The sequence below is a fragment of the Acidovorax sp. FG60 genome (assembly GCF_057808995.1).
Genome location: NZ_JBMDJC010000001.1, coordinates 92793 through 106024, shown reverse-complemented (window position 1 = coordinate 106024; position 13232 = coordinate 92793). Strand labels below are relative to the sequence as shown.

At 55.6% G+C, this 13232-nt stretch carries 11 protein-coding genes; 4 read left to right on the top strand and 7 right to left on the bottom strand.

What is annotated here, in order from left to right; genetic code table 11:
* Nucleotides 1-336 precede the first annotated feature (336 nt).
* The 7 genes from ribD to ACODS0_RS00465 are packed head-to-tail and all read right to left on the bottom strand — an operon-like array spanning nucleotide 337 to nucleotide 8089.
* Nucleotides 337-1446 carry a bifunctional diaminohydroxyphosphoribosylaminopyrimidine deaminase/5-amino-6-(5-phosphoribosylamino)uracil reductase RibD gene (gene ribD, locus ACODS0_RS00495; RefSeq protein WP_488831991.1) on the bottom strand — a complete coding sequence of 370 codons (1110 nt, stop codon included), beginning with the start codon at nucleotides 1444-1446 and terminating at the stop codon, nucleotides 337-339.
* 25 nt (nucleotides 1447-1471) lie between these two features.
* Entirely contained in the window at nucleotides 1472-1900 is a 429-nt protein-coding gene (locus tag ACODS0_RS00490) for a type IV pilin protein (protein ID WP_488831989.1), read from the bottom strand.
* 28 nt (nucleotides 1901-1928) lie between these two features.
* A complete protein-coding gene (locus ACODS0_RS00485) occupies nucleotides 1929-5255 on the bottom strand; it encodes a PilC/PilY family type IV pilus protein (RefSeq protein WP_488831987.1) in 3327 nt (1108 codons plus the stop codon).
* A gap of 12 nt (nucleotides 5256-5267) precedes the next feature.
* The gene (locus ACODS0_RS00480) at nucleotides 5268-6014 is read right to left on the bottom strand and encodes a pilus assembly PilX family protein (protein WP_488832644.1); all 747 of its coding nucleotides are present in this window, start codon (nucleotides 6012-6014) and stop codon (nucleotides 5268-5270) included.
* Nucleotides 6015-6032: 18 nt separating this feature from the next.
* The gene (locus tag ACODS0_RS00475) at nucleotides 6033-6923 is read right to left on the bottom strand and encodes a PilW family protein (protein ID WP_488831985.1); all 891 of its coding nucleotides are present in this window, start codon (nucleotides 6921-6923) and stop codon (nucleotides 6033-6035) included.
* A gap of 3 nt (nucleotides 6924-6926) precedes the next feature.
* Nucleotides 6927-7535 carry a type IV pilus modification protein PilV gene (gene pilV, locus ACODS0_RS00470; protein WP_488831984.1) on the bottom strand — a complete coding sequence of 203 codons (609 nt, stop codon included), beginning with the start codon at nucleotides 7533-7535 and terminating at the stop codon, nucleotides 6927-6929.
* Entirely contained in the window at nucleotides 7526-8089 is a 564-nt protein-coding gene (locus ACODS0_RS00465; RefSeq protein WP_488831982.1) for a GspH/FimT family pseudopilin, read from the bottom strand. Before ACODS0_RS00465 ends, pilV begins: the two co-directional genes overlap by 10 nt.
* Before the next feature lie 585 nt (nucleotides 8090-8674).
* On the opposite strand from ACODS0_RS00465, the gene rpsO reads away from it, so the two are divergent.
* From rpsO to tpiA, 4 genes are all read left to right on the top strand, one after another.
* Nucleotides 8675-8941 carry a 30S ribosomal protein S15 gene (gene rpsO / locus ACODS0_RS00460; protein ID WP_005793232.1) on the top strand — a complete coding sequence of 89 codons (267 nt, stop codon included), beginning with the start codon at nucleotides 8675-8677 and terminating at the stop codon, nucleotides 8939-8941.
* A 207-nt stretch (nucleotides 8942-9148) separates the two neighbouring features.
* The gene (gene pnp, locus ACODS0_RS00455; RefSeq protein WP_488831980.1) at nucleotides 9149-11389 is read left to right on the top strand and encodes a polyribonucleotide nucleotidyltransferase; all 2241 of its coding nucleotides are present in this window, start codon (nucleotides 9149-9151) and stop codon (nucleotides 11387-11389) included.
* A 97-nt stretch (nucleotides 11390-11486) separates the two neighbouring features.
* Entirely contained in the window at nucleotides 11487-12473 is a 987-nt protein-coding gene (locus ACODS0_RS00450; RefSeq protein ID WP_488832642.1) for an NAD(P)H-quinone oxidoreductase, read from the top strand.
* 2 nt (nucleotides 12474-12475) lie between these two features.
* Complete coding sequence (tpiA, locus tag ACODS0_RS00445) at nucleotides 12476-13225, top strand: triose-phosphate isomerase (protein WP_055393221.1); 750 nt, start codon at nucleotides 12476-12478, stop codon at nucleotides 13223-13225.
* Nucleotides 13226-13232: the final 7 nt, after the last annotated feature.

Below are 13232 nucleotides of genomic sequence, written 5' to 3'. Positions count from 1 at the left end.
GAAAGTTGCGAGGTATCTGGCTTGTGCAAAGCCCAAGTTTTGAGCGAGTTTGGCGCTGGTGTCTTTGTGAGAGTTTTTTAGTATCAAAACGCAGCCGCCTTGCCGAGGCTGTCGTCTTCTGCGGAGGTGGGCTGAGCTGGGTGGTGGTGGCGGGTCATCTTTGTGCTGCGAGGGTGAGTGCCCCTTGCGGCTGGGGGCTTGCGTTGTTTTGCAGGCACTTCCCACTGGGCTGCGCCCGCAGAGCCCACCAGCTGCTGTTGTTCGGTCGTTGCCCCACCCATTTTTTACCTTCCGCATGGCGAAGCCCGTGCCTGTCGGGAGTGTGGGGTGGGGGAGTTAGAAACTGTCGCGTCCCTGCACCCGTGCCACAACACGCAAGTCCGCGCCCAAGGTCTCTACGGACTTGAATTCCAGCGCCAGCCCATCGGCCAAGGCCGTCAACGGGCCAAAGTCTGCAATTCCCCGTCCCGCACCCAAAAGCCGTGGTGCCAGGTACAGCAACAGCTCATCGACCAGGCCTTCTCGGACCAGAGAGCCATTGAGCTTGTGCCCAGCCTCTACATGCAGCTCGTTGATGCCCCGTTGGCCCAGGTCCTGGAGCATTGCCGAAAGATCGACCTTGCCGTTCGCGTTGGGCAGGTGGACCACCGTAGCACCACAGGCTTGCAAAGCTGTCTTCTTGGTTTCGTTGTCAGAGGCTGTGTAGACATAACAATCGCGCCCTTTCATCAGCAGATTGGCGTCGGTCGGCAACTGCAACTGGCTGTCCACCACCACCACATGGGGCTGGCGTGGCGTGGGAACTTCGCGGACGTCTAGTCGGGGGTTGTCATCCAGCACTGTGCCAATGCCCGTCAATATAGCGCACGCCCTGGCCCTCCACGCGTGTCCATCCGCCCGCGCAGCGCGGGACGTGATCCACTGGCTGGCGCCATTGTTCAGGGCCGTAGTGCCATCCAGCGAGCTTGCTACTTTCAGCCGCACCCAGGGTGTACCCCGGATCATGCGGCTGAAAAAACCAATGTTGAGTTCTCGGGATTCGTCAGCCCCCGGGCCGACCACGACCTCCACCCCTGCCGCACGCAGCCGGTCAAACCCGCGCCCCCCCACCAGAGGGTTCGGGTCCGCTAACGAAGCAACCACTTTGGCAACACCCGCTTGGATGAGTGCATCGCAGCAGGGGCCGGTTCGCCCGTGGTGGGAACAGGGCTCCAGCGTGACATAGGCTGTGGCGCCTGCCGTGTCGAACCCCTTGCCGCTGGCGTCGCGCAGGGCCATGACTTCAGCGTGTGGCCCACCCGCATGCTGCGTGAACCCTTGGCCTATCACTTCGCCGCTTGGAGAGACAAGCACGCAGCCAACACGAGGGTTGGGGTTGGAAACAAAAAGCGCTTGGGTGGCGAGCCCAAGCGCTTGGTGGATGTGGGGGGGCGCTTTATTGGTCATTGCGCCCGGGATGTTAGCTCAGCGGCTATTTGTTCCAGCAGGTGGCGTCAAAGCCGGCGTCGCTTTGAATTTTTCCGTTGGCACCTCGCACCCCTGTGTGGGTCAATGTGTAGTTGCCGCATTTGTCACCTACCTGGGGCGTGCCTGCCCGAGGCGTCGCCGTTAACGTGAACGATGAGGTCGTAGCAGGGCCCCCAATGGCTATGGTGTATCGCTTGGTGGCATCCCCAGCCCAAGTCAGCGTGCTTGGCAGCGCGGTTGGGTAACTACCAGTGGCGGTGGAGGCTCGCTCCAACCACTGCTGCGCCTGCAGCAACCCAGCACGGGCGTCTGCACGGTGCCCACGCCGGATGTACTCGCTGTACGAGGGGATGGCGATTGCGGTGAGGATACCGACGATGGCCACCACAATCATCACCTCGATCAGCGTGAAGCCTTGGTGCTTTTTATACATATGGTTTTGCTCCCTAGTTGAGCCCTAATTATTGCAGCTGGCGCCAGCTAGGCCGTGCGGGTTGCTCAGGCATGCGCGCAAGCTTGTCGGGCTTGTTGTCTCCTCCAGAGATCGTAATAGTTTTTTTGCCGGCTACATTGCTGACAGCTCCAGGTGGCAGTGTCATCCGTGACACGCCGTCATCTGTCGTGTTGTAAAAGCCATCCCCATTGCGGTCCATAACTTGCACGCCTGGCTTCTTGCCATCCATAATATTGAGCAAGGTAAGGTAGGCTTTCTCTGGCGTGCCTGCCGGTTCACAGGTTTCGTCAGTAGAACCGTTGCCGCCGTACGCTGGAGTAACTGAAAACACCATCAAGTTGTTGCTTCCATCGAAAAAACTCATCGGACGCAGCACACGCTCACTGGTTACTTGGAAATTGAAGTACCAGCCTTTTTTCACTGGGCCTTTGGTAGCATCGTAGTTAACATTATTCTGGGTCATTTGCCAGAAGCGCCGAGCAGAACTCACTCCTTGACCCGCAATACCTGTGGTATCCACCATGTCTTGCTTGACCAGATCGCTGGTTCCGCTGACAGCAGTAGGAATCACACCATCGTCGGATATATCTGTGTTGATGACAAGCTTGCCAGAATCGATTTTGTAGTGTGTATTGTCAAGAATGGAATAGACAGACTGCACATCTGTACTGCTCCGATCATTGTCAGTGAGATTAGCTCCGGTACCAAAGGCCACCATCATGCCGCCCGCACCACGGTCATTCGCCTTGACGGTGGGAGGTGCAGTGATGGGCTGCCGCTTCCCTGAGTACTCTGCGGTAAACAAAGGTTTGCAAATAGAAGTTTTCCAGGCACAAGGTGTGGCATCGGTGCTTCCCCATGCTGCGACCGACCAGACGCTGGCATTAGGGCTGGTCAGGTCGAACTTCCAGAGATTACCTTTCAGATCACCAGCGTAAACGATATCCACTTTACCATCGCTGTTGATATCCACTGGTTTGGGTGCCGAAAGGCCGTTGGCAATGACATTAGTGTCGAGAGCACCATTAATTGGAGAGCTGATTTTTTGGTTCCCTGTAGCAACAATTTTCACCAATTCCTTGAGGCCATCCAGATATTGAATCAGTAGAACGGGCCGCTCATTTTTACTGTTATAACCATTGCCCATAATTACAGCCCACCGGTTGTCGTTCATCATTGCGACTTGGCTGGCTTTGAATGGATTGTTGTCATCCATGACGGGAGGATGGAAAATATGACCAATGTCCTCATCGTCGCTGCCTGCCGTCAATGGTGCGCTGGGGTGCAAAGTTTTATCCATTACAACCAAGTCTTTGGCATTGACAGTGGCGAAAGTCGTTGCAGGAGTGCCTGACTTCCCACCAGGCTGGGTAACATCAAGCACGAAGTACCCCTTGCCTCCTGCCCCCAAGGTGCCAACTAGAAGGGTTCGCCAATCTGGTGGCGATGCACTATCTGCCAGGTTTGCATCACCTGTGAACGGAGAGCCATCTACGTAATAGCGATGAACGTAGCCGGGTTCGCTTAACTTGGCGAGTTCTGGAACGACTGCTTTAGGGATATATGCAATCTGTTCTTCCCCATCCACTCCAGAAAAACCGTGCAGCATGCCGTCGTTGCCGCCTACATAGACCATCGGTAGGCGGTTTTTGTGCGTAGAAACGAAGGATTTATAACCTTTGAACGAATAATTGCTGGCAGGCTTATCGACGTACCAGATGCTGGAGTTTCCAATATCTCCCTGCCGTGAGTCGCGTACGCGAAAGGGTTTGCTGACAGTACCTTCTTCATAGGTTCTTTCACCCCTTATGAAGTTGGTACGTTTTTCCCCAAGACTGCCACCGTCAAGAAGTGCCTTCTGAGTTGCACTCAATTTTGTCGTTCCAGCTTCCCATTCAAAAGATACGCCTTGATTGGTATCGTCATTTGTGGTCAAAATCACCCGGGTTGAAATATCCCGAAGATCCAGCTTGTTGGCTGTAGTTTTGTGAGTGCTGCCGCTCACAACTCCCCATCCTGGATCAGGCGATGTATTGCCTGACGTGTCAATTTTATCGGCTCTTACATACCCTGACCACTTCTTGGGGTCATAGCCTGCAGTAAATCGCTGAAGATCAGTTCGGATGTTGGTGCTAGAACTGCCTGCCATACTGGCTACATCGGCCGTATTTTCAAGATTAATATTTTCAAGAATCTTTTTGAATGCTTCTTTTAAGTCATATTTACGGCCAGGACCGGTAGGATAGAATTTTCCGCGACTATTAATTGCAATATGCCAAAGTTCGGCAGGGTTGTTGGCATTCAGATTTTGGAGTACTGTGGGTACCCAGCTCGTTGTGCCTGCGACGAGCTTTGAGTAATCTCCGCCCGCACCGTAGTTGTCATCATCTGCCATCGACCATTTGGGTGCGCTTGGCCACGAATAAGCACCAGTGCCATATCCGATGGTATAGTTCACAATGTGCTGCCATTTGGCTGGATTGTGCTTCGGATTCCAGTACCGTTGTAGTGTGGTTGAGCCAAAAGTTTCTGTAGAGGGAACTCCATCAGTTGTACTGGGCTTGATCAAGTCGTCAATCCCTGTCTGCAAATCTTCTCGCCACATTCTCATGGCCCAATCTGCTAACAAATCACCTTGTGCACCCCGATAGACGTTGGTTTGATCAGATGCTGTATCGTAAATTTGTCCGTCAGGGAGTGTGTAATTCACATTGTCTGCCTCTCCAGGCAGTTCGCTGGCGGCATAACCATTCCAACCGCCATCGGTCATGAAAATGTGGTATGAGCGGCGGCAACCCAAGTAAGGTTCTTCCTTTGTCCCAGGTGTATAGGCCCAAGGACTATTCAAGCTCTTACCCACTTTCATATAGGTGTAGGCTTGCTTCATCATCCGGTGAGATGGGGTTCCGCTATTTGGTGAAAGGCTGCTTGCAAAGCTCAAAAAATTGGTCCGATGGGCGTCGTCAAGAACTTTCATGGAGTTGACAGCACCTGCAGTCAGATTGCCTGCCCCAGGAGATCCACCATTGTTGTGCATCACCTGCCATGCCAAGCGAATCTTCCCATCGGGCAGCAGCAGTTTGTCATTGAATACAGTTGCGAGAGCTTCTTTCAAGCGGAACATCTTGGTCTTGGTATCCCCGCCTCCTACTTGTTCGCTCATACTCCCGGAATCATCCACTGACAGAATGACATTCGGTGTCGGGGGTATGGATACCAAACCCGGGGGAAGTGTTGAAAAATCCAGGGGGTCAGCTAGCGTTACTTGAGGGGTGCAGACTGCAGCAATCAGAGCGCTGATGGCCGTTTTTTTGAATAATGGCGATTTTTTCATAAAATTCTCCTGTCAGTTCTTCATCTTCTGACGAACAAAAGTTGACTGCAGTACAACCTGCGTGCTCGGCTTAAGCCCACGAGCTACGGCAGTGATGCGATATGCGATGCTTGGAAGGAGGTTTAGTGCAAGGCTGTTGGAGCCATTGGTGATAAGGCCAGTATTCCCTGCATTGTTATCGTAGGGAAGAATTTCAATCCAGTACCAGCCGCCTTTGGTGGCATCATCTCCTGGCTGATTTAATTTCAGGATTGGATTGCTTTTGCTGCCTGCCTCGGCGCCAGTAAATTGGCCATAGCGCGCCCCAACACCATCCACCATTAGTGCAGTCAATGTGGCCTTGTCATTCCAGAAATCCTGATTGCCTGTACGTTTCAGGCATATTCCCTTGATGCATTTTGTAGTTGCACCATCCAGTTCGCTTAAGATGTCCCCAATTTCCTTGTCTTCAGTGGGTATCCATACTTTATTTACTACCGCGTCAGGCACTCTGCATACCTCGGGTTTACCTGCGGCCGGGACGCAGGCGGTCCCATCTGGCCGCTCACCACGGATATCGAATTCCGCATCTTGGATGAGCGCTTGCGCTGCTTCAAAAGCTCGTTGATAGTCGGCGTCGTTCCCAACGATCATTTCATTAAACAGAGAGGTTCTGGATCCCCACATTGCGAGTAAAGCGGATAGCATGACAATAACTATTACTACGAATAGAGAAATGCCACGTTGTATTTGAGGGGATTTTTTTGACATGCTTTGCATGATGATCATCGTCCGTAATCAGCCCGTCAGCCCTTGGCTTCGCAACTGGTATGTGGTGCGAAAGGTCATGTGAAGGCGATTTTTTCGATTGGCCGGAAGTGTGCCGGTGCTGCTCATATTGACGGCAGTGCCATCACAGCCAGTGTAGGAGCTGCCGGCGGGCATATCGATGGGCTCATCGCCATAAAGTACGATGCATACATCTGCTCCATAAACAGTATTCCAGGCAGTTCCAATCGTGGTTGCATTCACGGTCTGAATTTTCGGAGTGCCTGTGCTGCTATCTGTTTGCCGAAGGTAGTTGACTTGGAAGTCTGCGATATTGCGGGCCAGCGCTTGTGATCCCACTCCTGTTCCGTTGCAGCGAAACTCCTCGCCTTCCACCACGAACTGGCTTTGAATGATGTTTTGTTCGAGCGGGGCTACTGGTAAATTTGGCGCGTTGGCGAGGCAGTCGCGGAAAAATGACACGCTGGATGCAGATGTGAAGCTCGGTTCTGCATAGTTCTGATAAGCCACAGAGAGTTTGTATTCAGACGCTGTTGGTGAGTCTTTTCCAGATATTGGCGGCGTAGATGCTGTCAGTGAGTGAAGTGATATATCTGGAGTGAAGGCAACAACATCTGCTGCGTCAATGGGATCAGCAGGTCCCTTATTGGCGGCTAGATCCAGTCGCATCGACCCTGCTTGTCGCAGTTGCTGTCCAATAATGCGAAATATATAAGAGGCTTGTTGTTGAATTTGGCTGGCATCAGTCACAGTGCCAGATACCCCGCGCGAAATCATCAGTGCACCGGCAGCAACGGCAATCGTCATAAGGCCAATGGTAATTCCAACCAATAACTCCACCAGTGTGGCGCCATGTTGAGTGGTTGGATTTCCGAACCTTGGGAGATGGTTATTTTTCATTGTTCAGACTCCAGGGCAAAAAGTCTGTGGCAAGGTCGGGCCTCCCATTGTGTAGGGCGCGCAACGGGCTGTCAGTTGAATGTATTGAAGATGGCAGATGCTGTTTGCCGGGCAGGAAACATTGCCTGTTTCTGTGTTCGTAATTTGGAAAACAGCGGCTGTTCCCGTATCTTTCTCATTTTCTCGCCAGCTAACCATAACCCCCAATTGTCGATTGTTGTTTGCAACGGTCTCATCTGGAACAATAAAGACATTGACGTCCGAATTGGGAAGTGCATTGATAACAGCCTGACGCCAGCGAGAGACGTCATAGAGGGCCAGCTGTTGAGAGTTGCAGGGTGCAGTTTTGCAATCAACAGGTGCTGTAGGTGTTGCACCCCAGTTCATTAAATAGCTGTTGAAATTTCCTAGGGCATTGGGGTTCACCTTGGTGTGCTCGCTCAGGTCTTCAATCAGTCGAATGGCTTGCGCACGCCGTACTCCTGTCTGTGTGTCCGCGAGTGTACGAAGTTGTACACCCAAAATTCCCAAAATGCCTAACGCTGTAACGACAATAGCAACAAGCGATTCAATCAGGCTAACACCGCGTTGTGGATTATATTTCACGGACATGTGGTTGCTCCTTTCGTTGCTTTAATGCGGCCACCTGAAGTAATGCACAGAGCTGTTGCATGCCTCGACGCTACGCCCAGCGGCTGGGGTGTGACGCTGAAACTGGCAGCCCCAAGTCCGTTGATCTGTCCCCAGCGATCCACTTTGTAAAATGCACCATTGAAAAGGTGGTTAACGTTGACATTGGGCAAACTTGGAAACGTCTGCAGGACTGCATCTGTTCCATTCAGAATTCCATCATTATTTGCATCCGTAAAAACAATCCATCCACATTCCCATTGTTGGACGGTGCCGGTGGCGCAATTTTTTCTCACAGAGATAAGCCCTCCCCGCTTGATTGCTTCTGAGCGGGCCAAATAAATACTGTTTGTTATCTCTTCGGTCGCAGCCCTGACCCTGAAGCCGTCCATCAAGTCTCTAAAGCTTGGCCCAGCCAAAGCTGCCAGGACGGCCACAATGGCTACAACAATCATCAACTCGATCACCGTGAATCCACGACTTGGCCGAGAGCGTGTCTGCATTTGCGGTGGAAAAGAGGGGGGCAGTACTTGCATATCGTCATCCTACGAGGATAAGGTGCGTGGAAGTCAGGTCAGGTGACGGGTGGCACCTACACGCCGACGAGAGGTTGGCTTCAGCCTGTCACTTTCGTGTGTATCCCCTGCAGGCCCCAGCGTTGTGCAGTCCTCGGCATTCCCGGAACATACGACGGTCGCGTTCGGCCGCTGTCTCTTCAGAGGTGCTGCGTTGGTAGGTGACCTTGCTCACGCTTTTTTTCGTGGGAGAGGTTTTGGCTGCATGGGTTTTGTCGTCTGTGCGACCTTTTGCCTGCGCTGGGCCGACACCTGTGAGTAGTGCTAGCGAGATACCTGCAGCCAGCAAGGCAAGCCGACTCTGATGCAGGGGGTGAGGAGTGGTGTGGTGGGGAGTGCGCTCGGATTGCGTCATGCGGTTTTCGGTCGAAAATGAATGTGTGTAGTGTTTCCGGATCGGGTGGCGCTTGGCAAGGTGAAAATGCGGCTGGGTTATACTCAGCTGGTTTTGCATGGTGCAAGACGCACGCCTGCAGCCGTTCCAGCCGCTGGCGCAAGTAAAAACCACGGCCCAGCTTCCTTTGCGGGCCTTATCAAGGAAAAATAATGATCGCATCCTCTATCAAGGCCGAAGTCGTCAAGGCGAACGCCCGTGCTGCCAATGACACTGGTAGCCCAGAAGTGCAGGTGGCCCTGCTGACCGCCCGCATCAACGAACTGACCCCCCACTTCAAGACGCATGCCAAGGACCACCATGGTCGCCGTGGCCTGCTGCGCATGGTGAGCCGTCGTCGCAAGCTGCTGGACTACCTGAAGGCCAAGGACGCTGACCGTTACACCGCGCTGATCGCCAAGCTGGGTCTGCGCAAGTAATTGCAATCGCATGCGAAAACGCCTGGGTTAGTCCGCTAGCTCAGGCGTTTTTTACTTCGGAGTCGCAAAACAGAGCGAAGCTGTGTCATTCCAATGAAGTTGCCGCCATGGGTTGGTGTGCAGGTTCCCTGGAATGGCATCGTGTTCTGAATTGCTCTCCAAGCCAATCTGGTAGAGCGCTACCAGCTATTAAAACAGGAGCTGAACATGAGCATTTTCAACAAAGTCACCAAGACCTTCCAGTGGGGTGACAAGACCGTCATCATGGAAACGGGTGAGATCGCCCGCCAAGCCTCCGGCGCTGTGCTGGTGAACATTGATGACACCGTGGTGCTGGCCACCGTGGTGGCATCCAAGGGTGCCAAGCCAGGACAGGACTTCTTCCCCCTGACGGTGGACTACATCGAGAAGACCTACGCTGCAGGCAAGATCCCTGGCAGCTTCTTCAAGCGCGAAGCCAAGCCCAGCGAGCACGAAACCCTGACCAGCCGTCTGATCGACCGTCCGATCCGCCCGCTGTTCCCCGAAGGTTTCTTCAACGAAGTGCATGTGGTCATCCACACGGTGTCGTTGAACCCCGAAGTGGACGCTGACATCGCAGCCCTCATCGCTACCAGTGCAGCCCTGGCCATCTCCGGCATCCCGTTCAACGGCCCCATCGGCGCCGCACGCGTGGGCTACATCAACGGCGAATACGTGCTCAACCCTGGTCAGACTGCGCGCAAGAACTCGCAGATGGATCTGGTGGTGGCGGGTACCGAGGCCGCCGTGCTGATGGTGGAATCCGAAGCACAGCAACTGTCCGAAGAAATCATGCTCGGCGCCGTGGTGTTTGGCCACGAGCAAGGCAATGTGGCCATCAACGCCATCCACGAACTGGTGCGCGATGCTGGCAAGCCCGTATGGCAGTGGGAAGCCCCTGCCAAGGACGAAACCCTGATCGCCAAAGTGGTGGCCCTGGCTGACGACAAGCTGCGCGCTGCCTACCAGATCCGCAACAAGCAAGCCCGCACGCAGGCTTGCCGCGAAGCTTATGCGGCCGTGATGGCAGCCTTGAAGGCTGAGGGTGTCGAGTTCGACGCTGTCAAGGTTGAAGGCATGCTGTTCGATATCGAAGCTGGCATCGTGCGCAGCCAGATCCTGGCCGGCGAGCCCCGGATCGATGGCCGCGACACGCGCACCGTGCGCCCTATCGAAATCCGTGGCAGCGTACTGCCCCGCGCCCATGGCTCGTCGCTCTTCACGCGTGGCGAAACCCAGGCGCTGGTGGTGACCACGCTGGGCACCGAGCGCGACGCTCAGCGCATTGATGCGCTGGCTGGCGAGTATGAAGACCGCTTCATGATGCACTACAACATGCCTCCCTTTGCCACCGGTGAAGTGGGTCGCATGGGTTCGACCAAGCGCCGCGAAATCGGCCACGGCCGTCTGGCCAAGCGCGCTCTGATTGCCGTGTTGCCGACGAAGGAAGAATTCCCCTACACCATGCGCGTGGTGTCCGAAATCACCGAATCCAACGGCTCGTCGTCGATGGCCTCGGTCTGCGGTGGCTGCCTGTCGCTGATGGACGCGGGCGTTCCGATGAAGGCGCATGTGGCGGGTATCGCCATGGGCCTGATCAAGGATGCCAACCGTTTTGCCGTGTTGACCGACATTCTGGGTGATGAAGATCATCTGGGTGACATGGACTTCAAGGTGGCGGGCACCACGGCCGGTATTACCGCGCTGCAGATGGACATCAAGATCCAGGGCATCACCAAGGAAATCATGCAGGTCGCCCTGGCCCAGGCCAAGGAAGCGCGCATGCACATCCTGGGCAAGATGCAAGAGGCCATGGGTGAAGCCAAGACCGAGGTGTCGAACTTTGCGCCCAAGCTTTACACGATGAAGATCAACCCCGAGAAGATCCGTGACGTGATCGGCAAGGGCGGCGCGGTGATCCGTGCGCTGACCGAAGAAACCGGCTGCCAGATCAACATCGAGGAAGACGGCACCATCACCATCGCCGCCACTGACGCAGCCAAGGCCGACGAGGCCAAGAAGCGCATCGAGCAGATCACGGCGGAAGTCGAAATTGGCAAGATCTACGAAGGCCCTGTGACCAAGATCCTGGACTTCGGCGCACTGATCAATCTGCTGCCCGGCAAGGATGGTCTGCTGCACATCAGCCAGATTGCCCACGAGCGCGTTGAGCGCGTGGGTGACTACCTGACCGAAGGCCAGATCGTGAAGGTCAAGGTCATGGAAACCGACGAGAAGGGCCGCGTCAAGCTGTCGATGAAGGTGCTGGCCGATCGTCCTGCCGGCGGCAGCGACCGTCCTGCTCCAGCAGAACGCGGCGACCGCGAACCACGCCGCGACCACGGTCGTGACGGGGGGCGTCAGCCCGCGGATCAACAGCAACAGTCCTTGCCTTCGGACGGCGGTTCAGGGCAGATCGTCGGCTGATCGGATTTTTGCTATTGATTTTGTAGCTGCTTGCGCTTTTAAATAAAGCGCTGGCAGCCAAAATCACTCAAAAATTGACCGTCCCATGAATCGCAATATGCGTGCTGTCGAGATCACTTCCTTTGGCGGGCCCGAGGTCTTGCGCCTGGGTGAACGCCCCGTGCCGCAGCCGGGTGTCGGTGAGCTGCTGATCCGTGTCGCTGCCAGCGGTATCAACCGCCCCGATGTGCTTCAGCGGATGGGGCACTATGCCCCTCCGTCCGGCACGTCTGACCTGCCGGGGCTGGAAGTCGCGGGAGTGGTGGAGTCGGGGGATGCTGCAGCCATGGCCGAGGCGGGTATACGGGTGGGTGACCGCGTCTGTGCGCTGGTGGCGGGTGGTGGTTATGCCCAATGGTGCGTGGCGCCTGTGGTGCAGTGCCTGCCGGTGCCTGATGGCTTTAGCGATGTTGAGGCTGCATCACTGCCCGAGACGTTCTTCACCGTGTGGAGCAATGTGTTCGATCGGGGGCATCTGCAGGCGGGTGAAAGCCTGCTGGTGCAAGGCGGTACCAGTGGTATTGGTGTGACGGCTGTTCAATTGGCGCGGGCCTTTGGCGCAACGGTCATTGCAACTGCAGGTAGCGACGAGAAGTGTGCGGCATGCCTGCAGCTGGGGGCCCACGAGGCCATCAACTACAAGACGCAGGATTTTGTGGCAGAAGCCAATCGCATCACGCAGGGCAAAGGCGTGGATGTGGTACTGGACATGGTGGCAGGTGACTACGTGGCGCGCGAGGTGCAGTGCCTGGCTGAGGACGGCCGCATTGTCATCATTGCGGTGCAGGGTGGCATCAAGAGCGACTTCAATGCGGGTTTGGTGCTGCGCCGCCGGCTGACCATTACTGGCTCCACCTTGCGTCCGCGTTCTGTGGCATTCAAGGGGGCGATTGCGCGTGCATTGCGCGAGCATGTGTGGCCTCTGCTGGTGGCGGGGCGTGTGCGGCCCGTCATTCACGGCACATTTGCGGCGGCGGAGGCTGCTAAGGCCCACGCGCTGATGGAGTCAAATCAGCACATTGGCAAGATTGTTTTGACGTGGTAATCATGAAAAACAAGAGAAAACTCATCGCAGGTAACTGGAAGATGAACGGCAGTCTGGCTGCCAACGATGCTTTGCTGAAAGGCATCTTGGCGGGGCTGGCTGACGCGGTTTGTGACGTGGCCGTTGCGGTGCCGGCACCCTATCTGGCGCAGGTGCAGGCTGCTGCGTTGGGGTCTTTGGTGGCTGTGGCTGCCCAGGATGTATCGCAGCACGAAGCAGGTGCCTACACCGGAGAGGTGTCGGCCGCCATGTTGAAAGACTTTGGTGTGCGGTACGCGCTGGTGGGGCATTCAGAGCGCCGCCAATACCATGGTGAAACCGATGTGGTGGTTGCCGAGAAAGCGCAACGCGCACTGGCGGCAGGTATCACGCCTATCGTCTGCGTGGGCGAGACCCTTCAGGAGCGCGAAGCTGGGCAGACCGAGGTTGTGGTCAAGCGTCAATTGGCGGCTGTGATCCACCTCAATGGTCACTGCATCAGCGAAGTGGTGGTGGCTTACGAACCGGTCTGGGCCATTGGCACGGGCCGCACGGCGTCGCCTGAGCAGGCGCAGGCAGTGCATGCAGTGCTGCGGGCACAGCTGTCTGCGGCCAGCGAGCATGCAGATCGAATCCGCCTGCTGTACGGCGGCAGCATGAATGCGGCCAATGCCGCCCAGTTGCTTTCCCAGCCGGATATCGATGGCGGCCTTGTTGGCGGTGCCTCGCTGAAAGCGCCCGATTTCCTTCAAATCATTGCGGCCGCCCGTTGAGGCTGCC